Raw genomic sequence first — 24,774 nt, 5'->3', positions numbered from 1 at the left:
GCCGTTCCCCGCGCCCCTGACGGGGCACGGGGCCGACCCCCGTCGCTTCCAGGGAGCGCGGGGAACGGCGCGACAAGCCCCCGCGGGGCCGCACCCGACGACGTACCGGGGCGCCCCGTAAGGGGCGCGGGGAACTGCGCGACCAGCCACAGCCGGGCGGCACCCGACGTGCGACCCCAACCCCACAAGCGCATCGCTAGGCTCACCGCATGCCCCCGGCCAAGAAGCGACCCCGTACCTACGACCCCGCCAAGACGCGCACCGCGGTCCTGGCCCAGTTCGGGAACGTACGGGCGGCCGTACGCACCCTCACCCCCGACCAGCTCGCCGCGCCGGCCGGCCTCGGCGGCTGGACCGTACGGGAGCTGGCCGCGCACCTCACCATGGCGCTGGAGGCCGTGAGCCGCGGCCTGGACGGGGACGAGCCGGCCGGCCCCCCGCTCGCCCTGCTCGACTGGCCGTCCAGCACGGCCCCGCGAGCGGCCGAGGTCGACGACGACGTACGTACCCTCGCCGCCGCCGAGCCGGACCTCGACGCGCTGTACGAGCGCGCCGAGACCCGCTTCACCGAGCGTCTGCCGCGGGCGACGGACGCCCGGCTGCTCGCCACCCGGGTAGGGCCGATGACCCTGGCCGACCACCTGGTCACCCGCACCGTGGAACTGGTCGTCCACACCGACGACCTGAACACGGCCGTCCCCGGCCTCGACGTCCCGCACGACCGGCAGGCCCTCGCCACGTGCACCCGCCTGCTGGCGGACGCGCTCGCCGCGAAGGCGCCCGGCGCCTCCACCGAGGTCCGCGTACCGCCGTACGCGGTCGTGCAGTGCGTGGAAGGCCCGCGCCACACGCGCGGCACCCCGCCCAACGTCGTGGAGACGGACCCGCTGACCTGGATCCGTCTCGCGACCGGGCGTACACGGTGGCAGGCGGCCCTGGACGCCGCGAAGGTCAGCGCGAGCGGAGAACGCGCCGACCTGGGCGGACTGCTCCCCCTCATGGGCTGACCCCGGCGGCGGACCGCGGGGCACGGCCCCGGCGCCGGACCGGGGCCGCCGTCGCGCCGCCGTCACCCCGTGAGGGAACCAAGCACCCCACCCGCCCCGTCAAAGCGGCATGCACACGCAGCGAGTCAACCTCAGCGTCCTCGGCACCCGGGCCGGACTCAGCGCCCTGGCGGTCACCGGGCTCCTCGCCACGGCCGCCTGCGGCACGGAAAGCGGCGACAAGGAATCCGGTTCCCGTTCCGTCGGCACCCGGCAGGCGGCAGCCGAGATCACCGGCAAACAGTGGAACGTGGAGAGCGTGACCGTCGACGGCACGAAACACGACGCCCCGGACGGCGCCCACATCGAGTTCGCCGAGAACGGCACGGTGGGCGGCAACTACGGCTGCAACCACTTCGGGGCGAGCGCGAAGATCAAGGGCGACACGATCACCGTCGGCGACGACACCGTGAAGACCAAGATGGCCTGTACCACCAAGGGCACGATGGACTTCGAGTCGCAGCTCGGCGAGGCCATCTCCGACAGCACGATCAAGGCCGCGGTCGAGGGCGACAGGCTGACGCTCACCACCGGGGACGGGTACACCGTGAACCTCACCGCCGAGAAGCAGGCCGACCTCCATGGCACGAAGTGGGACGTCACCGGCACGGTCAGGGGCGACGCGAAGGGCGGCTCCGCCGTCGCCCTGTCCTCCCAGGCCAAGGGCAAGGTGCACCTCACCTTCGACAAGAAGGGGACCGTCGGCGGTCAGCTCGGCTGCAACAAGGTCACGGCGAAGGCGACGGTCGGCGACGGCACTATCACTCTGGGCACGCCGGGCACCACCCGGAAGATGTGCTCCGACTCACTCATGGACACCGAGCGGTCCCTGCTGAAGCTCTTCGGCGGCACGGTCACGTACCGGCTGACGGGCAGCAACCTGACCCTGACCAGCGAAAACGGTGCCGGTCTCGAAGCGGTCGCCGCGAAGTGACCCCCGGCGGGCGGCGCCCCGCGGCGCCGCCCGGGCACTTCCCCAATTCGGACCAGTGGTCGATCTCGCCTACACTCGGTTGCGTGCCACGTGGTGACGGACGACTCAGTCATGATCTGCTCCCCGGCGAGAAAGGGCCCCAGGACGCATGCGGCGTCTTCGGAGTCTGGGCTCCCGGTGAAGAGGTCGCCAAGCTCACTTACTTCGGGCTCTACGCCCTGCAGCATCGAGGCCAGGAATCCGCCGGAATCGCGGTGAGCAACGGCTCTCAGATCCTCGTCTTCAGAGACATGGGCCTCGTGTCCCAGGTCTTCGACGAGGCATCGCTCGGCTCCCTGCTCGGTCACATCGCGGTCGGTCACGCCCGCTACTCGACCACCGGCGCCTCCACCTGGGAGAACGCCCAGCCGACCTTCCGGGCCACCGGACACGGCTCGATCGCGCTCGGGCACAACGGCAACCTGGTCAACACGGCGGAGCTCGCCGGGATGGTCGCCGACCTCCCCAAGCAGGAGGGCCGTACCCCGCGGGTCGCGGCGACCAACGACACCGACCTGCTCACGGCCCTGCTGGCCTCCCAGGTCGACGACGACGGCAAGCCGCTGACCATCGAAGAGGCGTCCGCCAGGATCCTCCCGCAGGTCCAGGGCGCCTTCTCGCTCGTCTTCATGGACGAGCACACCCTGTACGCCGCCCGCGACCCGCAGGGCATCCGCCCGCTGGTCCTCGGCCGCCTGGAGCGCGGCTGGGTGGTCGCCTCCGAGTCCGCCGCCCTCGACATCTGCGGTGCGGCCTACGTCCGCGAGATCGAGCCCGGCGAGTTCGTCGCCATCGACGAGAACGGCCTGCGAACCTCCCGATTCGCGGAAGCGAAGCCCAAGGGCTGCGTCTTCGAGTACGTGTACCTGGCCCGCCCGGACACCGACATCGCCGGCCGGAACGTGTACCTCTCCCGGGTGGAGATGGGCCGCCGTCTCGCGAAAGAAGCTCCGGTCGAGGCCGATCTGGTCATAGCGACGCCGGAATCCGGCACGCCCGCCGCGATCGGATACGCGGAGGCGTCCGGCATCCCCTTCGGTGCCGGTCTGGTGAAGAACGCGTATGTCGGCAGGACCTTCATCCAGCCTTCACAGACCATCCGCCAGCTGGGCATCCGGCTGAAGCTGAACCCGCTCAAGGAAGTCATCAAGGGCAAGCGCCTGGTCGTCGTCGACGACTCGATCGTGCGTGGCAACACCCAGCGCGCCCTGGTCCGCATGCTCCGCGAGGCGGGCGCGGCCGAGATCCACATCCGGATCTCCTCGCCGCCCGTGAAGTGGCCCTGCTTCTTCGGCATAGATTTCGCCACGCGCGCCGAGCTGATCGCCAACGGCATGACCATCGAGGAGATCGGCACCTCACTGGGCGCCGACTCCCTCTCGTACATCTCCATCGACGGCATGATCGAGGCCACCACCATCGACAAGCCGAACCTCTGCCGCGCCTGCTTCGACGGCGAGTACCCGATGGACCTCCCGGACCCCGAGCTGCTCGGCAAGCAACTCCTGGAGACCGAGCTGGCCGCGGGTCCCGCGGCCACGGCCGCGGCCGACGCGATCCGTCGCCCGTAAGACCCCGCAGCAACACCGCTGTACGACACGAAAGTTCTCACCCTCATGTCTGAGACCACCGGTGCCAGCTACGCAGCTGCGGGCGTCGACATCGAAGCGGGCGACCGCGCCGTCGAACTGATGAAGGAGTGGGTGAAGAAGACGCAGCGCCCCGAGGTCCTCGGCGGCCTCGGCGGCTTCGCCGGCCTCTTCGACGCCTCCGCCCTCAAGCGGTACGAGCGTCCGCTGCTCGCCTCCGCCACGGACGGCGTGGGCACGAAGGTCGACCTCGCCCGGCAGCTCGGCGTGTACGACACCATCGGCCACGACCTGGTGGCGATGGTCATGGACGACATCGTGGTGTGCGGTGCCGAGCCGCTCTTCATGACCGACTACATCTGTGTCGGCAAGGTCCACCCGGAGCGCGTGGCCGCCATCGTGAAGGGCATCGCCGAGGGCTGTGTCCTGGCGGGCTGCGCCCTGGTGGGCGGCGAGACGGCCGAGCACCCGGGTCTGCTCGGCCCGGACGACTTCGACGTCGCCGGCGCCGGTACCGGGGTCGTGGAGGCCGACCGGCTGCTGGGCGCGGATCGTATCCGTACGGGTGACGCGGTGATCGCCATGGCGTCCTCCGGCCTTCACTCGAACGGGTACTCACTCGTCCGGCACGTCCTCTTCGACCGCGCGGGGCTGAAGCTCGACCAGCACGTCGCGGAGTTCGGCCGCACGCTCGGCGAGGAGCTCCTGGAGCCCACCAAGATCTACTCGCTGGACTGCCTGGCGCTGACCCGCACGACCGACGTGCACGCGTACTCGCACGTCACGGGCGGCGGCCTCGCGGCCAACCTGGCCCGGGTGATCCCGGACGGGCTGCACGCGATCGTCGACCGCGCCACCTGGAGCCCGGCTCCCGTCTTCGACCTCGTCGGCACCACCGGCCAGGTCGAGCGGCTGGAGCTGGAGAAGACGCTGAACATGGGCGTAGGCATGATCGCGATCGTCCCGCAGGACTCCACGGACACGGCCCTGGCCACCCTCGCGGACCGCGGCGTCGAAGCCTGGGTCGCAGGCGAGATCACCGCCCGCGACACCCACGAAACAGGCGCAACCCTGATCAACGACTACGCCCCACGCTAGACAACGAGCCCGCGCCCCACCAGGGGCGCGGGGAACGGCGCAGTCTTTTAGGGGCGCGGGGAACTGCGCGACCAGCCCCACCGACCCGCAGCCGACCGACTCGACCGGCCGCACAACTCGACCAGCCGACGGCAGGCAAGTCACCCCGGGCCGCCCGCCAAGGGCCATGCACAAAACCCGGTCCGGTTGACAACCCCGGACCGGGTGAAGCGCAGCTAGTACGACGAGCGCAGCCGGTACGTCAAGCCCCGCGGCGTTGCGACGCAGGACCGGACTCGTCGTCCTCGTCCTCGTCGTCGTTGTAGAGATCCGCGTACTGGGCGTACGGGTCGTCTTCCTCGTCGTCGTCCTCGAACGGCTCGCCATTCGGCGGCTGTTGCGAAGTCGAAGCGCCCAGCTCATTGGCCAGACGCGACAGATCTGTCCCGCCGCTGCTGTACTTCAGCTGGCGGGCGACCTTCGTCTGCTTGGCCTTTGCCCGGCCGCGCCCCATGGCTCGACCCCCTCGGATACGGGGCTCGACGGCCCCAGAGTCTTGACACGCGTTCATGATCTGGAACGGACTCTCCGTGGAGAGACCGGTCCGTAGGGCTTCCACGGTACCTGAGCCCACGCCCATACGGTACGTCGCCCGCAGGACGCGCCTGTGCCCAGAACCCGCGAGGTGCCCTGTCCCCGCTGGTCAACCGCGATTTTAACCTCTTCTCGGAGAGCGACCCGCCGACGAACGTGAGAGTTCTCTCCCACACCCGCCGACAGGCCCCCCGCGGGACCTCACGGAGGGCCCCCGGGCGTCAGGGACGGCGGGCCTCCGCCATCCGGTGCTCGGCGATCCGGTCGGCCGCGGCGGCCGGCGGAATCCCGTCCTCCTTCGCACGAGCGAATATGGCCAGCGTGGTGTCGAAGATCTTCGCGGCCTTCTCCCTGCACCGGTCGAAGTCGAAGCCGTGGAGCTCGTCCGCGACCTGGATGACCCCGCCCGCGTTCACCACGTAGTCCGGCGCGTAGAGGATGCCCCGGTCGGAGAGGTCCTTCTCGACGCCCGGGTGCTCCAGCTGGTTGTTGGCGGCACCACAGACGATCTCCGCGGTGAGCGCCGGCACGGACTCGTCGTTCAGGGCGCCGCCGAGCGCGCAGGGGGCGTAGATGTCGAGCCCTTCGACCCGGATCAGCCGCTCGGTGTCCGCGGCGACCTCCACGGAGGGGTGCCTGTCGGCGATGCGGCCCACGGCGTCCTGCCGCACGTCCGCGATCACGACCCGGGCGCCGTCCTCCAGCAGGTGTTCCACCAGGTGGCGTCCGACCTTGCCGACGCCCGCGATGCCGACGGTGCGCCCGCGCAGGGACGGATCGCCCCACAGGTGCTGGGCGGAGGCCCGCATGCCCTGGAAGACCCCGAAGGCCGTCAGGACGGACGAGTCGCCCGCGCCGCCGTTCTCGGGGGAGCGGCCGGTCGTCCAGCGGCACTCGCGGGCCACGACGTCCATGTCGGCCACGTAGGTGCCGACGTCGCAGGCGGTCACGTACCGCCCGCCGAGCGAGGCCACGAAGCGGCCGTACGCGAGGAGCAACTCCTCGGTCTTGATCTGCTCGGGGTCACCGATGATCACGGCCTTGCCGCCGCCGTGGTCGAGCCCGGCCATGGCGTTCTTGTACGACATCCCGCGCGAGAGGTTCAGCGCGTCCGCGACGGCCGCCTCCTCGCTCGCGTACGGGTAGAAACGGGTGCCGCCGAGGGCGGGGCCCAGGGCGGTCGAGTGGAGGGCGATGACGGCCTTGAGGCCGGTGGCGCGGTCCTGACAGAGCACGACCTGCTCATGGCCCCCCTGGTCCGTCCGGAACAGGGTGTGGAGTACGTCGTCAGGGCTGCCGGTTACGTCGGTCACGGTGGTGACTCCCAGGTAAGTAGCGGCGGTCGGGGCGGCCCTCGTACGGGTGGCGGGGGTCCGTGTGGCACGAGATTAGAGCCTGTGCCGGACCGCCATCGGCGCAGTGGTCAGGATCACCCCCGCGCGGAGTACGGTCACGAGGGGGCGTGGGACGATTTGGAGTGATTTCCCGCGCGCCCCCGCGCGGGCCCCGCGGTTTTCCACCGGGTCGGATGGGGAGGGAGCAAGCGTGCCCAAGGTGTCCTCGTTGATCGTCCCGTACGCGTCCTATCTCCGCGTCTACGAACCGCTCGCGGCCTTCCCGGAGCCGGAGCGTGGCCACTGGGCACGCTATGCGCGCCGCCTCGAGCGTCCCTCGTACCAGGACGAACTGCGCCGCTCGCTGGCCGACCTGCTGCCGGTGCCGCCGGTCCCGGTGCCGGTGCACGAGAGCGGCGACGCGTTCGTCGCGGACGTGGACGGCGTGCTCTGTGTGTGCCCCTGGCGGACCCGGCTGCGCGGCTGGGAGGCCCTCGGCGACCTGACGTCGGAGCTGCCGGCGCTCGTCCTGGACGCGGCCCTGCCGCAGCTGGTACGCCGTCAGGCGGCCCAGGACTACGAGCGCTGGCTGAGCCGGAACCCCGACGCCCGGCCCTGGATCCGCACGGCGACCTGGCAGGTCCCGCTGAACTGGTTCGTGCTCGTCTCGGACGAGGAGCGCGAGTACGAAAAGGGGGCGGGGTCCGCGGCGGGTGCGGCGGCCGAGGAGGACGCCCCCGTGCTCCGCTACCGCACGCCGATGGTGCAGGCGCGGCGGCGGGTGGCGCGGGCCCTGCGGACGCTGCGGGACGCGCTCGACGAGGGGCCGCTCATCGACGGCCTGGTGGACGTGGGGCGCTGGCTGGAGGAGTTCCATCCGCGCTCGCTGGTGGAGCTGGACTACGGCGGCCTCGTACACGTCCTGCCCGCCGGGGAGTTGGACGGCGACCACTCCGCGGCGGACGTCGCCGAGGGCATCGAGGCGCTGCGCACGGGCGACGGGGCCGGCGCCGGGGAGGCGTACGGCCGGCTCGTGGAACGGTGGCGGTCGGTCCGGGACCGGCGTTCGGCCAACTGAGGCGCACGGGGCCCAAGAGGCCCTGCGGGACCGGTGTTTCCCATGTGGCACGCGACCCGGCAGGACGTAAGTCCCGATCCGGGTCTTACGGGGTAAGCGTGACGGACGGCACTAACACCGGACCTTGCGTCTAACGCCCCTCCTCATGCCAAAATAGGACAAGGAGTCCGGGGAGGACTCCCTCTGCCCGCTTATGGGTGGAATCTCGGCATTGTGCGCTATGGGGGGTCTCTCGTGACTCCTGATCGTCCTGTGACTGATCGTCACAGTGGCGTGACTGTCCGCTATGGCATGGTCCATCGGCTTCCGTCGCTGATGAACACCTGGGAGGGCAATTCCATCGGTTTGGCCGACGTGGCTGGACGGATGGTGTAGTTGTAGTGCCGAGGACAAGCCGTTCGTCCTATAACCGACTCGACCCGCATCCGCCATTTCGGGCAACGCGGGTCAAGGTGCAGAATTTAGAGGAAAGAACCGAGAACGATCGGTTCTCCCGAGGAGGCCGCTCATGACCGCTCGCACCCCTGATGCCGAGCCGCTGCTGACCCCGGCTGAGGTCGCCACGATGTTCCGCGTGGACCCGAAGACGGTCACGCGGTGGGCGAAGGCCGGCAAGCTCACGTCGATCCGCACGCTCGGCGGGCATCGCCGTTACCGCGAAGCCGAGGTCCGCGCACTGCTTGCGGGCATTCCGCAGCAGCGCAGCGAAGCCTGAACAACAACTTCATAGCTCCATAGCAGGGCATTTCGGCGGTTCCCCCAACTTGTCGGCAGGCCCTGACCCAAGCACTGAGCGACGCGGATCCCGCCCCAACGGGGTCCACGCCCGAGCAAGAACCACAAGCAACGTGGGTGCGTCGTAGATCGCGCTGGACTCCGCCGAGTCCAGCGCGATCTTTTTTGTGCGCTGGTCATGGGGTGTGCGCGTCCGCCGGGTCGGTCTGTGAGCGGGCTTGTCGCACTCTGGGTGAGGCTGTCGGATCGGCTGTGCGTCCCCTCGGCGTGGAGTGCAATTGCACATATTAAATTGACCTGTTGCGGGTGGGGGGTGAGTTCCGCATGTTTGAAAACATATGCGGTGACACCCGTCACATGTCCTGGTCCTTGTTGCGTGCGGCGTGACTGCGCTAAAGGGGCCTCGGCATCTCGGGGCGCGCGAGGGGTAGTTGACGCCCGCGACGGCTCAGGCCGAGGAGGGGTGCTCGTCCCCCAGAGCGTCCCCCAGGACCTCCTCCACGGCTCCCTCCGTGGCGTCCTCGGGGGCTCCGTCGAGGTCCTCGGGGCCGGACTCCGAAGCCAGGCGCAGGAGGCGGTGACAGATCGGGCAGTGCCGCGTTCTGTGCGGGTGGCCGGAGGCGGCCGACAGGTGGGCGCGGAGGAGGGCTCGCGTCTCATGCCGGGCTGTCGCCGCCATGGTCACCTCCGGGGGTGGGGCCGAGGATCGGGGTCGGTGCTCGTAATTCAGGTGCGCCTGGTTTCTGAGTACTTGCGGAATGTGACTGCGTCAAGACCGAGAGTGTGCCCTGTGGGGTTGCGGGGGGTGTGCGGTGCCGGTGGTGGGCGAGTGCCGGCCGGCGGGGGCCTCTCGCGCGGTTCCCCGCGCCCCCGGCGGTGCCCGGCGGGGAACCGGGTACGCGGAAGGCCCCGCATCCTGGCGGATGCGGGGCCTTCTCTTCTTCTGCTGCGGTCCTGACGGGATTTGAACCCGCGGCCTCCACCTTGACAGGGTGGCGAGCACTCCAAACTGCTCCACAGGACCTTGTTTCGCAGTGCGATCTTGCGTTGCGCTGCGAGACAGGACTCTACAGGAGGGTTGGCCTCCCGAGCGAACTCACCCGGTGTGCGGAAGCCGTCACGGTGCGGCCGCGTCGATCGCCTTCACGATCCGCTTGTCGGAGACGGGGTACGCCGTGCCCAGCGCGTGCGCGAAGTAGCTGACCCGCAGCTCCTCGATCATCCAGCGGATGTCCAGGACCGAGGACGGGACGGGCCGGCCCTGCGGCAGCTGTTCGAGCAGCCAGGCGTACTCGTCCTGCATCTCGTGGACCTTCTCCATGCGGCTCGTGTCCCGCTGCACGTTGGTCGGCATCTGCTGGAGCCGGCGGTCCGCCGCGACCAGGTAGCGCATCAGGTCCGGCAGCCGCCGCAGACCCGTCGCCGTGACGAACCCGGGCCGTACGAGGGCGTCCAGCTGCGTCCGTACGTCCGCCAGGTTGGCGAGCAGCACAGGGCTCCGTACGCCCTTCAGGCGGCGCTCACAAGCCTGCCAGGCGGCCAGCACCTGCTCGACCTGGCCGACCGTGCGGACCGTCGTGTCGACGATCTCCGCGCGCACCCTCTCGTACAGCTTCCGGTACGACTCCTCGTCCCAGGCCGGGCCGCCGAAGTCCCCGATCAGCTTGTCCGCGGCGGCCGTCGCGCAGTCGTCGAACAGGGCCTGCACCGAGCCGTGCGGGTTCGCGGACAGGGCGAGCTTCTGCGCGTTCGTCAGCTTGTCCGACGCGAACTTCGCCGGGTTCACCGGGATGTTGCGCAGGATGAGCCGCCGCGTGCCCTTCCACATCGCCTGCTGCTGCTCGGCCTCGGTGTCGAAGAGGCGTACGGAGACGGTGTTCGTCTTCGGGCCGTCGTCGACGAGAGCGGGGTACGCCTTCACCGGCTGGCCGGCCCGCCGCGTCTCGAACACGCGGGTGAGGGAGCCGATGGTCCAGTCGGTCAGCCCCGAGCGTTCCAGGGACTCCCCGCCCTCCCGCTCGGCGGTCGCCGCCGCGGCCTGCGAGATGGCCGCGCGCGCCTTCGGCTTCAGCCGCAGCTGCAGGGCCGCGAGGTCCTTGTCCTCGGCCAGCTTGCGCCGCCGCTCGTCGACGATCCGGAAGGTGATCTTCAGGTGGTCGTCGAGCCGCGACCAGTCGAAGTCGTCGGCGGTGAGCGGCACGCCGACCATGCGCTTCAGCTCGCGTGCCATCGCCACCGTCAGGGGCTCCTGCAACGGGACCGTTTGCGCCAGGAACCGTTGCGCGAAGTCGGGCGCGGGCACGTAGTTGCGCCGGATCGGCTTCGGCAGGGAGCGGATCAGCTCGGTGACGACCTGCTCGCGCAGACCCGGGATCTGCCACTCGAAGCCCTCGTCCGTGACCTGGTTCAGTACCTGGAGCGGGATGTGGACGGTCACGCCGTCCGCGTCGGCGCCCGGCTCGAACTGGTACGTCACCCGGAACTTCAGCCGGCCCTGCCGCCACGCGTCGGGATAGTCGTCCTTGGTGACCGCCCCGGCCGACTCCCGGATGAGCATCGAACGCTCGAAGTCGAGGAGTTCGGGCTCCTCCTTGCGTTTGTGCTTCCACCAGGAGTCGAAGTGGGCGCCCGACACGACGTGTTCGGGCACCCGCTCCTCGTAGAAGTCGAAGAGCGTGTCGTCGTCGACCAGGATGTCCCGGCGCCGCGCCCGGTGCTCCAGCTCCTCGACCTCGGTGAGGAGCCGGCGGTTGTCGGCGAAGAACTTGTGGTGCGTACGCCAGTCGCCCTCGACGAGCGCGTTGCGGATGAACAGCTCACGGCTGGTCTCCGGGTCGATCCGCCCGTAGTTGACCTTCCGCTGCACGACGATCGGCACGCCGTACAGCGTGACCTTCTCGTACGCCATCACCGCGGCCTGGTCCTTCTCCCAGTGCGGCTCGCTGTACGTGCGCTTCAGCAGGTGCTCCGCGAGCGGTTCGATCCACTCGGGCTCGATCTTCGCGTTGACGCGGGCCCAGAGCCGGGACGTCTCGACGAGTTCGGCGGACATCACGAAGCGCGGGGGCTTCTTGAAGAGCGCCGAGCCGGGGAAGATCGCGAACTTGGCGTTGCGGGCGCCCACGTACTCGTTCTTCGAGGAACTCCTGCCGCCCTCGCGCCCGCCGTCCTTGCCGCTCCCGGTTCCGGTGCCGCTCTCCTTCACGTCCTTCATGCCGATGTGGGAGAGCAGGCCGGCGAGGAGGGACAGGTGGACCTGCTGCTCGGGCGCGTCGTCCTCGTTCGGATGGATGCCCATCTGCTTGGCGACGGTCCGCAGCTGCGTGTAGATGTCCTGCCACTCGCGGATGCGCAGGAAGTTCAGGTACTCCTGCTTGCACATGCGCCGGAACGACGACGAGCCGCGCTCCTTCTGCTGCTCGCGCACGTACCGCCAGAGGTTCAGGTACGCCAGGAAGTCGGAGGTCTCGTCCCTGAAGCGGGCGTGCTGCTGGTCGGCCTGGGTCTGCTTCTCGGCGGGCCGCTCGCGCGGGTCCTGGATGGAGAGCGCGGCCGCGATCACCATGACCTCGCGCACGCAGCCGTTCTTGTCGGCCTCCAGGACCATCCGGGCCAGGCGGGGGTCGACGGGCAGCTGCGAGAGCTTGCGGCCGGTGTCGGTGAGGCGCCTGCGCGGGTCCTTCTCCGCCGGGTTGAGGGCGTTGAGCTCCTGGAGGAGCTGGACGCCGTCGCGGATGTTGCGGTGGTCCGGCGGGTCGATGAAGGGGAACTTCTCGATCTCGCCGAGCCCGGCCGCGGTCATCTGGAGGATGACGGACGCCAGGTTCGTCCGCAGGATCTCGGCGTCGGTGAACTCCGGGCGGGCGAGGAAGTCGTCCTCGGAGTAGAGCCGGATGCAGATGCCGTCGCTGGTACGGCCGCAGCGGCCCTTGCGCTGGTTGGCGCTGGCCTGCGAGATCGCCTCGATGGGCAGCCGCTGGACCTTCGTGCGGTGGCTGTACCGGGAGATGCGGGCGGTGCCCGGGTCGATCACGTACTTGATGCCGGGGACGGTGAGGGAGGTCTCGGCGACGTTGGTCGCCAGAACGATCCTGCGTCCGGTGTGGGGCTGGAAGACGCGGTGCTGCTCGGCGTGCGAGAGGCGCGCGTAGAGGGGGAGCACCTCGGTGAACCGGTAGTTCTTCTTGGTGAGCGCGTCGGCCGTGTCGCGGATCTCCCGCTCGCCGGACAGGAAGACGAGGATGTCGCCCTTGCCCTCGCCCTGCAGCTCCTCGACGGCGTCGCAGATCGCGGTGATCTGGTCGCGGTCGACATCGTCGCCCTCCTCCTCCAGGAGCGGGCGGTAGCGCACCTCCACGGGATACGTGCGTCCGCTGACCTCGACGATCGGGGCGTCCCCGAAGTGCCGGGAGAACCGCTCGGGGTCGATGGTCGCCGAGGTGATGACGACCTTCAGGTCCGGCCGCTTCGGCAGCAGCTGGGCCAGGTAGCCGAGCAGGAAGTCGATGTTCAGGGACCGCTCGTGGGCCTCGTCGATGATGATCGTGTCGTAGGCGCGCAGCTCGCGGTCCGTCTGGACCTCGGCGAGCAGGATGCCGTCCGTCATCAGCTTGACGAAGGTGGCCTCCGGGCTGACCTGGTCGGTGAAGCGGACCTTCCAGCCGACGGCCTCGCCGAGCGGGGTGTCCAGCTCCTCGGCGACGCGCTCGGCGACGGTACGGGCGGCGATGCGGCGGGGCTGGGTGTGCCCGATCATGCCGCGGACGCCACGGCCCAGTTCGAGACAGATCTTGGGGATCTGGGTCGTCTTGCCGGAGCCGGTCTCGCCCGCGACGATCACGACCTGGTGATCACGGATGGCGGCCGCGATCTCGTCCTTCTTCTGGCTGACGGGGAGCTGTTCGGGATAGGTGACGGCGGGCACGCGGGTGCGCCGCTCGGCCATGCGGGTCTCGGCCTTCGTCACCTCCGCCTCGATCTCGGCGGTGACGGCGGCGCGGGCCTCGGGCTTGCGGATCCGGCGCGCGCCCTCGAGCCTGCGCCCGAGCCGGTGCGCGTCGCGCAGGGACAGCTCGGCCAGACGGGAGGCGAGATCGCCGAGGGCGGGGGCAGGATGCGTAGACATACGCGGTCCAGGATCTCACCTCGGGGAAACGTGGGGCGAACGCTTTTGCGCGCGGACCGGTCCCCGGACGGACGTCACGGAGCGGACGTCACGGAGAAATATCCCTTACGTCCCCTTAGCGTGGGCGTATGTCCGAGATCCCGCACCTGCCGCACGGTGCCCATGGGAGGCCGCCCACCCGGCGTGAGCGCTGGAGCTCCTTCAAGGAGTCCCCCTTCTTCCCCGCGTCGGTCCTGGTGCTGATCCTCGCCGCCGCGGCGGGTCTCTTCGCGGGCTCGTACACGTACTCCATGGCGAACCCGACACCGCGCCATGTGCCGACCGCGACGGTGGGCGCGTACGACGAGGGGCGGGGCCGGGCCTTCGTCACCGGGATGGAGAAGGCGCTGGACGCCTCTCTGAAGCTCCATGCGTACGACAGCAGGGCGGCGGCCGTCGAGGCGGTGGACGACCAGAAGGTCTTCGCGATCCTCGACGTGCGGGACGCGGGCCGGGCGGTGGTCCTCGATGTCTCCGGGGCGTCCGGGGCCTCGGTCGCGGAACTGCTGAGGCAGGCCGCGCCGGCGGTCGGCAGGGCGACCGGGGTGGCGGTCACGGTCCGGGACATCAAGCCGCTGCAGGCCGGCGACCCGCGGGGCCTCGCGATCTTCTACATCTCCCTGGCGGCCGTGATCATCGGCTTCGTCGGGGCGATCCAGCTGAGCGTGCACGCGCGGGCGCTGAACCCGCTGGAACGCATCGCGTTCACGGCCGCGTACGCCCTGCTCGGCGGGTTCGTGATCGCGGCGGTGGTCGACTGGGTGCTGGGCGCCCTGGATCTGCCGTTCGTCGAGTCGTGGCTGATCCTGGCACTGACCATGTTCACGTCCGGCATGGTCTTCACGATGTTCAACACCCTGTTCGGGCGCTGGGCGATGCTGCCCACCTGGGGACTGATGGTCCTGCTGGGCAACCCCTCCTCGGGCGGCGCGGTCTCCTGGCCCCTGCTCCCGTCACCGCTCGGCGTCATCGGCCGCTGGCTCCCGCCGGGCGGCTCGGTCAACGCCCAGCACACGGCGGTGTACTTCCCCGGTCACCAGCACGTGTTCCCGTTCCTGGTCCTGACCGGCTGGGCCCTCCTCAGCTGCGCAACGTTCTGGACCTGGCGCCACCGCCACCCCGGCGGCAGAGAAGGAGGCCCGTCCCACGCGGCGGACACCCCACCCCGGGAGACACCGGGAGACGGAGCAGCGGCATGAGCCCCGCCGGCCTCAGCAGCGCCGACCCGGCACCGGCGCTCTCAAGGCACACGCGGCAGATGCGGCCCGGCACCGGCGTTTTCAAGGGGCGCGGGGAACTGCGCGACCAGCCCTCACGCACCCGCACCCGAACGACTCGGCGTCCGGGGCCGGGCGCACGGCGAAGGCCCCGTCCACCTGGACGGGACCTTCGGGTGGTGGCTGGGGCCGGGATCGAACCGGCGACCTATCGCTTTTCAGGCGATCGCTCGTACCAACTGAGCTACCCAGCCACGCGGTCCAACAAAGAACCGCAGCGGTCCTGACGGGATTTGAACCCGCGGCCTCCACCTTGACAGGGTGGCGAGCACTCCAAACTGCTCCACAGGACCCAGCTGTTGTGTACGGACGAGCGAACTCAGTGTCGCACACGGTGTTGCGTGCCCCCAACGGGATTCGAACCCGTGCTACCGCCTTGAAAGGGCGGCGTCCTAGGCCGCTAGACGATGAGGGCTATCGGCCCGCCTGGGCGCTTCGCAGCGCGTCGGGGACGTGAGAAGCATATGGGATGTCGGGAGGGATCGCCAAAACGGTTTACGGGGCGGGCGAGGAGGGGGTCGTGGTGGTGGCCGCGCCGGGCTGGTTCTCCTTGGGGAGATGGCGGCTGACCTCGGCCGTCGTGAGCCCGAGACCCCCGAGTCTGATCTCGTCCCAGGCTTGCAGACGGCGCGTGTCGCGGTCCAGGTAGAGGATCGACGTCTCGATCGGATCGGGGTTCCTGCCCTCCACCGCGCGCAGCCCGCTGCCACCCGTCGAGCCCTCGATGCGCAGCCGCGTGCCGTACTTCAGGACCTCCATCTCCTGGTGGTGGACATGGCCCGCCAGGACCAGCGGCACGTCGCCGTCCGTCTCGCGCGCGGCCGTCGGATTGTGCGCGACGGCGATGTCGACCGGCGTGCCGGCCGCCTCCTGGTCGCGCAGCGAGGAGGCGAGGCGGGCCCCCGCGAGCTCCTCCGACCGGGCGCCGCCCACCTCGGCCGAGCGGTCGGGGGTGAACTGCGGGTCGCCGATGCCCGCGAACCGCAGACCCGCGACCGACACGGCCCGGCCGTCGTCGAGCACGTGCACGTTCTTCATGCGCTCCAGATACTCCTGCGTGGTCCGCGAGTCGTGGTTGCCGCGCACCCACACGTACGGCGCCCCGAGGTCGGCCGCCGGGTCCAGGAAGCCGTTCTCCGCCGCCGTCCCGTGGTCCATCGTGTCGCCGGAGTCCACGATGACGTCGATCTCGTACTGCTTCACCAGCGAGGCGATGATCTTCCAGCTCGCCGGGTTGAGGTGGATGTCGGAGACGTGCAGGACCCGGATGGTGGAGGGGTCCGGCGCGTACGCGGGAAGCGTGGACGTGGCGTCGTACAGCTTCGTCACGTTCGTCACCAGACGGGCCAGCTCCTTCTGGTAGACGTCGAACTCGCTGACGATGCTGCGCGCGTTGCCGACGACCGACGGCGCGGAGGAGAGCAGGCCCGAGAACTTCGGCTCCAGTACGGACTTGGGGTTCCAGGTGGCGAAGGCCGTCGCCCCGCAGGCGGCCAGCAGGGTCAGCGCCATACCGCCCGCCGCGAGGGCCCGGCGCGGGCGGCGGTAGACCGCGAGGCCCAGCGCGGTCGCGCCGGAGACGACGGCGACACAGGACCGTACGGCCAGGTCGAGCGTGCCGGCGCCGACGTCCTGGGCGACCTCGTCCTGGAGGCCGGAGAGCCGCTCCGGGTGGTCGACGAGCGCCTGGGAGCGGACCGGGTCGAGCTGGTCGACGTCCACGTCCAGCCGCAGCGGCGCCGTGTGGCTGCGCAGTTCGAGGGCGCCGAGCGGCGAGACGTTGATCTTCGTGCCGCCCGTGAGGGAGGGGCGCAGCGTCATCGTGGTGTCCATGGGGCCGACCGGCGCGCGCACGTTCCCGACGATCAGCAGACCCAGCCACGCGCCGAGCAGCACGACGGCGACGAGCCCGAGCGCGCGGGTGTACGGGTGCGGCTGGGCGACGAGTTCGATGACGGGGTGGGAGCGGCGGGACCGGTAGTGGCGTACGAGGATGCGGGGAGCTTTTCGCACGCGGTGCAGAGCGGCGGCAGCGGGGACGCGGGCCATTGGGCCCGTATGCCCAAGGGGTGCGGCCGGTATGCGGCGGGGGCCCGCCCGCCGGGGTCGCGCCGGGCCCCGTAGGTGGCGGCCCTGGCGTCCGGGCGCCCGTACCGGACAATGGTCGGGTGCTGGAGATGACGCGCGAGGAGTTCGAGGAACTGGTCGCCGAGGCGCTGGACCGGATCCCGCCGGAGCTGACGCGCCTGATGGACAACGTGGCGGTGTTCGTCGAGGACGAACCGCCCGCCGACGACCCCGAGCTGCTCGGGCTCTACGAGGGGACACCGCTGACCGACCGCGGCGAGTGGTACGCGGGAGTGCTGCCGGACCGGATCACCGTCTACCGGGGGCCCACGCTGCGGATGTGCGGGAGCCGCGAGGAGGTGGTGGCGGAGACCGAGGTGACCGTGGTGCACGAGATCGCCCACCACTTCGGCATCGACGACGCCCGACTGCACGCCCTCGGCTACGGCTGACCGCCGACCGCCGACCGCCGACCGCCGACCGCCGACCGCCGACCGCCGACCGCCGACCGCCGACCGCCGACCGCCGGTCGTCGGTCGCGGGGCACCAGTCGCGGGTCGCCGGGCGCGGCCGGCGTCCGGGCTCCGGCCGTGGGCGGCATCCCGGCGCGTGCGGGATGCCGGCGCGTGCGGGCGGCCCCGTCGTGCACGGGGATACGCGGACCGACCGGCATCCGGTCGTACGTCGGCCGTACTCCGCTCCCCGTCCGCCGCTCTCCGCGTACGGTCGCGTGTCCTCTTGCGTGCGGGGGGAGTTGGGCAGGGGGACTCCTCAACCCTTCCCCGTTCCCGGGCCGCCGGGCCATGGGGGGACCCCTTCCGGAGGTAGCTGCCCGTGCGCGCCCTGTACGTACCCGTCCGTCTGGCCGCCGCTGCCCTGGCCGTCGCCGCGTCCGCCGGCTGCATGAGCGTCGGTGACGACGAGGGGAGCCGCGCCAACCCCTCGCACTCGGCGGGACGGCGGGGCGGCGAGGTGCCCGACGGAGGGACGGCGGTGAGCGGCGGCCCCCCCGGGCGGCACGGAACGAGTGACGGAAAACACGCCAGGGCCAAGCCGAAGAGGTCCGCACCGGGGGCGGCGTCGCCGTCGGCCGGGGAGAGCGGATCGGCCGCGCCGAAGAAGCCGGGCAAGGCCCGCACCGACGGGAAGAAGCCCGGGCCAGGGGTGCCGTCGCCGACAAAGGCGCAGCCCACGCCGACGCGTCCGGAGCCGGAGCCGACGCCCACCAAGGAGACGCCACCGCCGCCCCCGGACCCGACCACCGCCGAGCCGTCGTCCTCCGCGCACCCGGAGCCCGAACCGCAGCTCGTCGAGCGCCGGGAGCCGGCACCGCAGGCCGGGATCGCGGCCTGAGCAGCGCCTGGCGAAGCTCCCGTGAGGACCAGCGCACGCCTCTGACCTGCGAATTCGTCCTCGGTTTGCCTTGGGCGCCACAGGGTGCGTATGGTAGTAGATCGTTTGATCCCAATTGCCCGGCGCCATCACAGAGCGCCGCGTGGCGCGTACTCTCCCCTTACCGTGGCTGACCGCATTGAGGCGGTCGTTTGCGAAATCACGGAGTTGACGGGCGCGTGCCGACGAGACTCCGGAAGGTTTCGCATTCGCATGTCCATTTCCAGTACTGATCACATCGTCGTGCCCGAGAACGAGGCGAACGAGACGATCGACGAGACCGCGGCTCCCGCGGCCCTCGACCTCCCCGAGGCCACCACCGCCGAGGTCACGACCCCCGAGGTCACCTTCGGCAGCCTCGGTCTCCCCGAGGGCGTCGTGCGCAAGCTCGCGCAGAACGGTGTGACCAGCCCCTTCCCGATCCAGGCCGCGACCATCCCGGACGCCCTGGCCGGCAAGGACATCCTCGGCCGCGGCCGCACCGGCTCCGGCAAGACCCTCTCCTTCGGTCTGCCGCTGCTGACCCAGCTCTCCGGTGGCCACACCGAGAAGAAGAAGCCCCGCGGCATCATCCTCACGCCGACCCGTGAGCTCGCGATGCAGGTCGCGGACGCCCTCCAGCCGTACGGCGACGTCCTCGGCCTCAAGATGAAGGTCGTCTGCGGCGGTACGTCGATGAGCAACCAGATCTACGCCCTGGAGCGCGGCGTCGACGTCCTCGTCGCCACCCCGGGCCGCCTGCGCGACATCATCAACCGCGGCGCCTGCTCGCTGGAGAACGTCCAGGTCGCCGTGCTCGACGAGGCCGACCAGATGTCGGACCTGGGCTTCCTGCCCGAGGTCACCGAGCTGCTCGACCAGATCCCCGGCGGCGGCCAGCGCATGCTGTTCTCGGCCACCATGGAGAACGAGATCTCCACGCTGGTCAAGCGCTACCTGACCGACCCGGTGACGCACGAGGTCGACAGCGCCCAGGGCAACGTCACGACCATGTCGCACCACATCCTCATCGTGAAGCCCAAGGACAAGGCGCCGGTCACCGCCGCGATCGCCTCCCGCAAGGGCCGCACGATCATCTTCGTCCGCACCCAGCTGGGCGCCGACCGCATCGCCGAGCAGCTCTGCGACTCGGGCGTGAAGGCCGACGCGCTGCACGGCGGCATGACGCAGGGCGCCCGCACCCGGGTCCTGGAGGACTTCAAGAAGGGCTACGTCAACGCGCTCGTCGCGACCGACGTCGCCGCCCGCGGCATCCACGTCGACGGCATCGACCTGGTCCTGAACGTGGACCCGGCCGGTGACCACAAGGACTACCTGCACCGCTCCGGCCGTACGGCCCGTGCGGGGCGCAGCGGCACGGTCGTGTCGCTCTCCCTGCCGCACCAGCGCCGGCAGATCTTCCGCCAGATGGAGGACGCGGGCGTGGACGCCACGCGCCACATCATCCAGGGCGGCGCCGCCTTCGACCCGGAGGTCGCGGAGATCACGGGTGCCCGGTCGATGACCGAGGTCCAGGCCGAGTCCGCGGGCAACGCGGCGCAGCAGGCCGAGCGTGAGGTGTCGCAGCTCACCAAGGAGCTGGAGCGCGCGCAGCGGCGTGCCGCCGAGCTGCGCGAGGAGGCCGACCGGCTGATCGCGCGGTCCGCGCGGGAGCGTGGCGAGGACCCGGAGGCCGCGCTCGCCGAGGCGGCCGCCGTCGTCGAGGCCGCCGCGGTGGCCGTGGCGCAGGAGCCGGTGGCGCAGTCCGCCGCCGAGCCGGTGCGCGAGGAGTCGCGTCAGCGTCGTGACGACCGGGGCAACTACGAGCGCCGCGACCGTCGTGACGAGCGTCCCTCGGGCGGTTTCCGCCGGGACGACCGTCGTGACGACCGTTCGTCCGGTGGTTTCAACCGTGACCGTCGTGACGACCGTTCCTCGGGTGGTTTCAACCGCGACCGTCGCGACGAGCGTCCCTCCGGCGGTTTCCGCCGGGACGACCGTCGTGACGACCGTTCCTCGGGTGGTTTCAACCGCGACCGTCGCGACGAGCGTCCCTCCGGCGGTTTCCGCCGGGACGACGAGCGTGGCGCCGGCCGTTCTTCCTTCGACCGTCGTGACGACCGTTCGTCCGGTGGTTTCAACCGTGACCGCCGTGACGACCGTTCCTCGGGCGGCTTCAACCGCGACCGTCGTGACAACGACCGTCCGTCGGGTGGCTTCAACCGTGACCGCCGCGACGGCGACCGTCCCTCGGGCGGCTTCCGCCGGGACGACCGTCCGTCCGGCCACCGCGGCAGCGACCGTCCGTTCAACCGCGACCGCCAGGGCGACCGTCCCACCGGTGGTGGCTTCCGCTCCGGCGGCCACGACCGCCCGTACGGCCGTCGTGACGACCACCGTGGCGCGGGTTCCGGCACCGGTTCCGGTTCGGGCTCCGGCTCGTCCTTCCGCCGCGACGACAAGCCCCGCTGGAAGCGCAACGGCTGACGCCCGCTGACGACGTAGCGCACGAAGGGCCCGGACGACCTCGGTCGTCCGGGCCCTTCGGCGTTCGCGGCCGGCCGATTGCCAGCAGCCGTCCGGCGACACGGCCGCGAGCCGGCTGTGTTTCGGCCAGATCAACCGCAATGTGGCGCATGTCATACCCCAGGTGAGGGAATTGCTGGGGTCATGACAGATGACGCCAGAGTGAGTGGGCTGTCGGACGAAGAGCGGCTGGCCCAGCTCGGCTACACCCAGGTTCTCGCCCGCCGCATGTCGGCGTTCTCCAACTACGCGGTCTCCTTCACGATCATCTCGGTCCTGTCGGGCTGTCTGACGCTCTACCTGTTCGGCATGAACACCGGCGGGCCCGCCGTGATCACCTGGGGCTGGGTCGCGGTCGGGCTCATGACCCTGTTCGTCGGGCTCGCGATGGCCGAGATCTGCTCGGCGTACCCGACCTCCGCGGGCCTGTACTTCTGGGCGCACCGTCTCGCCCCACCGCGTACGGCGGCGGCCTGGGCGTGGTTCACGGGCTGGTTCAACGTCCTCGGCCAGGTAGCGGTGACCGCCGGCATCGACTTCGGCGCGGCCTCGTTCCTGGGCGCGTACCTGAACCTGCAGTTCGACTTCGAGGTCACCCCCGGCCGTACGATCCTGCTCTTCGCGGGCATCCTCGTCCTGCACGGCCTGCTGAACACCTTCGGCGTACGCATCGTCGGTCTCCTCAACAGCGTCAGCGTGTGGTGGCACGTCGTGGGCGTGGCGGTGATCGTGGGCGCGCTGACCTTCGCGCCGGACCGGCACCAGTCGGCGTCCTTCGTCTTCACGGAGTTCGTGAACAACACGGGCTGGGGCAGCAGCTTCTACGTGGTGCTGCTCGGCCTGCTGATGGCGCAGTACACCTTCACCGGGTACGACGCCTCGGCGCACATGACGGAGGAGACGCAGAACGCGTCCACGGCCGGCCCGAAGGGCATCGTCCAGTCCATCTGGACGTCGTGGATAGCGGGCTTCGTCCTCCTCCTCGGTTTCACCTTCGCGATCCAGTCGTACGACGGCGCCCGCGAGTCCCCGACGGGTGTGCCGCCGGCCCAGATCCTGCTGGACGCGCTCGGTGCGACCGGGGGCAAGCTGCTCCTGCTGGTGGTGATCGGCGCGCAGCTGTTCTGCGGCATGGCGTCGGTGACGGCCAACTCCCGCATGATCTACGCCTTCTCGCGGGACGGCGCGCTGCCGTTCTCCCACATCTGGCACGCCGTGCATCCGCGGACGCGCACCCCCGTCGCGGCGGTGTGGCTCGCGGCGCTGGGCGCGCTGGTCCTCGGCCTGCCGTACCTGATCAACGTGACCGCGTACGCGGCGGTGACGTCCATCGCGGTGATCGGCCTCTACATCGCGTACGTCATCCCGACCCTGCTGCGGCTGCGGAAGGGCGAGGCGTTCGACCGGGGCCCGTGGCACCTGGGCCGCTGGTCCCGCCCGATCGGCGTCGTGGCGGTGGCCTGGGTGGGCGTGATCACGATCCTCTTCATGCTCCCCCAGGTCTCGCCGGTCACCTGGGAGACCTTCAACTACGCGCCCGTCGCCGTCCTGGCCGTCCTCGGCTTCGCCGCGGCGTGGTGGTTCGCGTCGGCCCGCCACTGGTTCCTGAACCCGGACCACGAACGCACCCGCGCCCGCGAGGCGGCCCGCGCGGGCACCCCGGAGCCGCTCGATCCGTGACGAGGGCGTGACGGGGGGTGCCGCCGGGTGACGTCCGGCGCGGCCGGGACACCGATACCCGATCGGACTCCCGGCCGCGTCCGGCTATGCTCGTTCCTGCATCGACGCGGGTCGGTGCGTGCACCGGTGTCGACCGGTGCGCGGACCCTTAGCTCAATTGGCAGAGCAGTGGACTTTTAATCCATTGGTTGTGGGTTCGAGTCCCACAGGGTCTACGCGAGAGCCCCCGGCTCAGAGGTACTTGGAGCTGGGGGCTCGTGTTGTTCGTGGTGTCTGACGGGGGCCACCCTCGGGGGGCTCGTCACCGGTCGGCTCATCTGATCAGCAGCAGGGCCGTCCACATCACCGCTGCCAGCGTCGGCAGGAGGTAGGCGATCAGTACGATCGAGCGGCCCCGGGCGCGGCCCTGTCTGCGGTCCGCCCAGCTTGTCCACGTGGCCGCGTACTCGGGCAGGCGCTGGAGTGCGCGGCGCTGTACGTGCTGGTAGTACAGGCGGTGCCGGTGGCCGACGTACAGCCAGGTCAGGGCCAGTACGAGGCCGAACGCGGCCAGGACGCGCGCCGCGACCAGGTGTTGCTCCGAGGCGAGGAGCGTCGTGTGGGCCACGGCGAAGAGCGACTGGCCCACCAGGAAGAGGTTGCCCCGCTGGAACAGCATCGTGTTCTCGTGCAGCGTGTGCTGCCAGAGGCGGTCGTCCTCCGCGAGGCGCTGCGCCTGTGCTTGTGCCCGTGACTCACTGTCGTCCCCCATGGCACCGTTCTGCCCGGCCGTCGCGCGGAGCCACCGCTTCCGCCCGTCGGAACTGTCGCTGGGATCAGCCCGCCGTGAGCTTCGCCAGCGGCAGCGTGTGCTGGGTCTGGAGGACCTTCGCGCGGAGGTAGAGGACGTTGTGCGCCGTGGTGAAGACGCCCGTGGGGACCCGGTGCCGTACGCCGATGCCGAGGGCGCGGAGCTGCTCCGCCTTGTCCGGGTTGTTGGACAGGAGGTCCAGCTCCTCGATGCCGAGAGCCGCGAGCATCTGGGCCGCCGCCGTGTAGTCGCGGGCGTCCTCGGGCAGGCCGAGGGCCGTGTTGGCGGCGTACGTGTCGAGCCCCTCGTCCTGGAGGGCGTACGCGTCGAGCTTGTTGTAGAGGCCGATGCCGCGGCCCTCCTGGCGGAGGTAGAGGAGGACGCCGCCGCGCTCGGCGATCTGCTCGACGGCCTCGCGCAGCTGCGGGCCGCAGTCGCAGCGGGAGGAGCCGAAGGCGTCGCCCGTCAGGCACTCGGAGTGCAGGCGGACCAGGGGTGTGGCGCCGGCGGGGTCGCCCAGGACCATCGCCACGTGTTCCCGGCCGTCGGTCAGGCCGTGGAAGGTGACCAGTTCGGCGTCGACGCCGTAGCCGTCGTGGAAGCGCAGGGGCACCCGGACGCGCGAACGCTGGGTGGCGGCGGGGTAGTCGGGCATGCGGCTCTCCGGTCCACGTCTCTCATCTGCTTCAGATTTGAAGCAGATGCTCATGAGTCGGGACCCTACTGCATGCTTTAAAGTTAAAGCAATGGGAATCGTCAGGGCTGGGGCTGAGGGCTGCCGTCGTGGATCCGCTGGTGGATCTGCTCGTGGTGGTGCGCGTGGCGGTGGTGCCCGCTCGCGGTGGTGCTCGCGGTCGTGGATCACGGGCACGGGCCCGACGAGCGGCGGCGCCACGGGACGTCGTCCGGGACGGCGCCCGCCTCGTCGCCCTGCAGGCCCCGCGCGACACCCGCGCAGATCTCCTCCAACTGCCCCACCTGCTCGGGCGTGAGGTGGTCGAAGAGGGTCGCGCGGACCGTCTCCACATGCCCGGGTGCCGTCCGCTCCAGCAGCGTCATCCCCGCGTCGGTCAACACCGCGATGCTGCCGCGCCTGTCACTGGGGCACCCTTCGCGGCGTACCGCCCCGTCCTTCTCCAGGCGCGTCACCGCGTACGTCAGGCGGCTGCGAGTGATCTTCGTCCGCTCGGCGAGGCCAGTCATCCGCAAGCGGCGCCCGGGCGCCTCGGAGAGGTTGGCCAGGATGGAGTAGTACAGGTGCGGCATGCCGGCCTCCTGCTGGAGCTGCCGGTCGATCGCGTCCTCCAGAAGGTGGGAGGCGGCGATGTACGCGCGCCAGGCGCGCTGCTCCTCGGGGGTGAGCCAGCGGGTCGTCATGTCCCCAGTGTAGGTTTGCTTCAAAATTGAACCAAGCGTCGGCCCGCGCAGATCCCCAGCATGCGAAAGACTCGGGCCGCGCCCGCGAGAGAGAGC

At 70.6% G+C, this 24,774-nt stretch carries 19 protein-coding genes and 5 tRNA genes; 12 read left to right on the top strand and 12 right to left on the bottom strand.

Annotated elements, in window-relative coordinates:
• Nucleotides 1-209 precede the first annotated feature (209 nt).
• The 4 genes from ACFYXC_RS15990 (at nucleotide 210) to purM (ending at nucleotide 4,706) form a co-directional block, all read left to right on the top strand.
• Nucleotides 210-1,007: a sterol carrier family protein gene (locus ACFYXC_RS15990; protein WP_389551769.1), complete on the top strand. Its 798-nt coding sequence runs from the start codon at nucleotides 210-212 to the stop codon at nucleotides 1,005-1,007.
• A 109-nt stretch (nucleotides 1,008-1,116) separates the two neighbouring features.
• Entirely contained in the window at nucleotides 1,117-1,980 is an 864-nt protein-coding gene (locus ACFYXC_RS15985) for an META domain-containing protein (RefSeq protein WP_389551767.1), read from the top strand.
• Nucleotides 1,981-2,063: 83 nt separating this feature from the next.
• Complete coding sequence (gene purF / locus ACFYXC_RS15980; protein ID WP_388920917.1) at nucleotides 2,064-3,590, top strand: amidophosphoribosyltransferase; 1,527 nt, start codon at nucleotides 2,064-2,066, stop codon at nucleotides 3,588-3,590.
• Between the two features lie 45 nt (nucleotides 3,591-3,635).
• On the top strand, nucleotides 3,636-4,706 hold the full coding sequence (gene purM / locus ACFYXC_RS15975; protein ID WP_389551764.1) for a phosphoribosylformylglycinamidine cyclo-ligase: 1,071 nt from the start codon (nucleotides 3,636-3,638) through the stop codon (nucleotides 4,704-4,706).
• Nucleotides 4,707-4,947: 241 nt separating this feature from the next.
• On the opposite strand, the gene ACFYXC_RS15970 is transcribed toward purM, so the two are convergent.
• Both ACFYXC_RS15970 and ACFYXC_RS15965 read right to left on the bottom strand, forming a co-directional pair.
• Nucleotides 4,948-5,199: a DUF3073 domain-containing protein gene (locus ACFYXC_RS15970; protein WP_149512621.1), complete on the bottom strand. Its 252-nt coding sequence runs from the start codon at nucleotides 5,197-5,199 to the stop codon at nucleotides 4,948-4,950.
• A gap of 301 nt (nucleotides 5,200-5,500) precedes the next feature.
• On the bottom strand, nucleotides 5,501-6,592 hold the full coding sequence (locus ACFYXC_RS15965; RefSeq protein ID WP_389551761.1) for a Leu/Phe/Val dehydrogenase: 1,092 nt from the start codon (nucleotides 6,590-6,592) through the stop codon (nucleotides 5,501-5,503).
• Between the two features lie 232 nt (nucleotides 6,593-6,824).
• Here ACFYXC_RS15965 and ACFYXC_RS15960 point away from each other — a divergent pair, with 232 nt between their 5' ends.
• Both ACFYXC_RS15960 and bldC read left to right on the top strand, forming a co-directional pair.
• On the top strand, nucleotides 6,825-7,691 hold the full coding sequence (locus tag ACFYXC_RS15960; RefSeq protein WP_388920887.1) for a hypothetical protein: 867 nt from the start codon (nucleotides 6,825-6,827) through the stop codon (nucleotides 7,689-7,691).
• A 508-nt stretch (nucleotides 7,692-8,199) separates the two neighbouring features.
• Entirely contained in the window at nucleotides 8,200-8,406 is a 207-nt protein-coding gene (gene bldC / locus ACFYXC_RS15955; RefSeq protein WP_003949541.1) for a developmental transcriptional regulator BldC, read from the top strand.
• A 468-nt stretch (nucleotides 8,407-8,874) separates the two neighbouring features.
• Here the strand turns inward: bldC and ACFYXC_RS15950 are convergent, their stop codons facing one another.
• From ACFYXC_RS15950 to hrpA, 3 genes are all read right to left on the bottom strand, one after another.
• Nucleotides 8,875-9,105, bottom strand: a complete 231-nt coding sequence (locus tag ACFYXC_RS15950) for a DUF6274 family protein (protein ID WP_389551758.1) — start codon at nucleotides 9,103-9,105, stop codon at nucleotides 8,875-8,877.
• 270 nt (nucleotides 9,106-9,375) lie between these two features.
• Nucleotides 9,376-9,450, bottom strand: a tRNA-Asp gene (locus ACFYXC_RS15945).
• Nucleotides 9,451-9,543: 93 nt separating this feature from the next.
• The gene (hrpA, locus tag ACFYXC_RS15940) at nucleotides 9,544-13,551 is read right to left on the bottom strand and encodes an ATP-dependent RNA helicase HrpA (protein ID WP_389551755.1); all 4,008 of its coding nucleotides are present in this window, start codon (nucleotides 13,549-13,551) and stop codon (nucleotides 9,544-9,546) included.
• Between the two features lie 128 nt (nucleotides 13,552-13,679).
• Here hrpA and ACFYXC_RS15935 point away from each other — a divergent pair, with 128 nt between their 5' ends.
• Nucleotides 13,680-14,789, top strand: coding sequence for an ABC transporter permease (locus ACFYXC_RS15935; protein WP_389551752.1), 1,110 nt, complete (start codon nucleotides 13,680-13,682; stop codon nucleotides 14,787-14,789).
• A 195-nt stretch (nucleotides 14,790-14,984) separates the two neighbouring features.
• On the opposite strand, the gene ACFYXC_RS15930 is transcribed toward ACFYXC_RS15935, so the two are convergent.
• The 4 genes from ACFYXC_RS15930 to ACFYXC_RS15915 all read right to left on the bottom strand — a co-directional run bounded on the left by ACFYXC_RS15930 (nucleotide 14,985) and on the right by ACFYXC_RS15915 (nucleotide 16,916).
• Nucleotides 14,985-15,061: transfer RNA gene (locus ACFYXC_RS15930), tRNA-Phe, on the bottom strand.
• Nucleotides 15,062-15,085: 24 nt separating this feature from the next.
• Nucleotides 15,086-15,160: transfer RNA gene (locus ACFYXC_RS15925), tRNA-Asp, on the bottom strand.
• Between the two features lie 49 nt (nucleotides 15,161-15,209).
• Nucleotides 15,210-15,282 (bottom strand) — tRNA-Glu (locus tag ACFYXC_RS15920).
• An 80-nt stretch (nucleotides 15,283-15,362) separates the two neighbouring features.
• A complete protein-coding gene (locus ACFYXC_RS15915) occupies nucleotides 15,363-16,916 on the bottom strand; it encodes a metallophosphoesterase (protein WP_389551749.1) in 1,554 nt (517 codons plus the stop codon).
• Nucleotides 16,917-17,035: 119 nt separating this feature from the next.
• Here ACFYXC_RS15915 and ACFYXC_RS15910 point away from each other — a divergent pair, with 119 nt between their 5' ends.
• From ACFYXC_RS15910 to ACFYXC_RS15890, 5 genes are all read left to right on the top strand, one after another.
• On the top strand, nucleotides 17,036-17,386 hold the full coding sequence (locus ACFYXC_RS15910) for a metallopeptidase family protein (RefSeq protein ID WP_388920872.1): 351 nt from the start codon (nucleotides 17,036-17,038) through the stop codon (nucleotides 17,384-17,386).
• A 382-nt stretch (nucleotides 17,387-17,768) separates the two neighbouring features.
• Nucleotides 17,769-18,287 carry a hypothetical protein gene (locus ACFYXC_RS15905; RefSeq protein WP_389551746.1) on the top strand — a complete coding sequence of 173 codons (519 nt, stop codon included), beginning with the start codon at nucleotides 17,769-17,771 and terminating at the stop codon, nucleotides 18,285-18,287.
• A 252-nt stretch (nucleotides 18,288-18,539) separates the two neighbouring features.
• Entirely contained in the window at nucleotides 18,540-20,792 is a 2,253-nt protein-coding gene (locus tag ACFYXC_RS15900; RefSeq protein ID WP_389551744.1) for a DEAD/DEAH box helicase, read from the top strand.
• Nucleotides 20,793-20,975: 183 nt separating this feature from the next.
• On the top strand, nucleotides 20,976-22,511 hold the full coding sequence (locus ACFYXC_RS15895; RefSeq protein ID WP_388920862.1) for an amino acid permease: 1,536 nt from the start codon (nucleotides 20,976-20,978) through the stop codon (nucleotides 22,509-22,511).
• Nucleotides 22,512-22,653: 142 nt separating this feature from the next.
• Nucleotides 22,654-22,726 (top strand) — tRNA-Lys (locus ACFYXC_RS15890).
• A gap of 98 nt (nucleotides 22,727-22,824) precedes the next feature.
• On the opposite strand, the gene ACFYXC_RS15885 is transcribed toward ACFYXC_RS15890, so the two are convergent.
• The 3 genes from ACFYXC_RS15885 to ACFYXC_RS15875 form a co-directional block, all read right to left on the bottom strand.
• Nucleotides 22,825-23,262, bottom strand: coding sequence for a hypothetical protein (locus ACFYXC_RS15885; RefSeq protein WP_389551740.1), 438 nt, complete (start codon nucleotides 23,260-23,262; stop codon nucleotides 22,825-22,827).
• Between the two features lie 64 nt (nucleotides 23,263-23,326).
• On the bottom strand, nucleotides 23,327-23,956 hold the full coding sequence (gene ribA, locus ACFYXC_RS15880) for a GTP cyclohydrolase II (protein ID WP_388920856.1): 630 nt from the start codon (nucleotides 23,954-23,956) through the stop codon (nucleotides 23,327-23,329).
• A gap of 206 nt (nucleotides 23,957-24,162) precedes the next feature.
• Nucleotides 24,163-24,678: a MarR family winged helix-turn-helix transcriptional regulator gene (locus ACFYXC_RS15875; RefSeq protein WP_389551736.1), complete on the bottom strand. Its 516-nt coding sequence runs from the start codon at nucleotides 24,676-24,678 to the stop codon at nucleotides 24,163-24,165.
• Nucleotides 24,679-24,774 lie beyond the last annotated feature (96 nt).

This window comes from Streptomyces sp. NPDC002701, assembly GCF_042889045.1.
Lineage (GTDB): Bacteria > Actinomycetota > Actinomycetes > Streptomycetales > Streptomycetaceae > Streptomyces.
The sequence above is the reverse complement of the archived record's forward strand: the minus strand, read 5'-3'. Positions and strand labels throughout refer to the sequence as shown.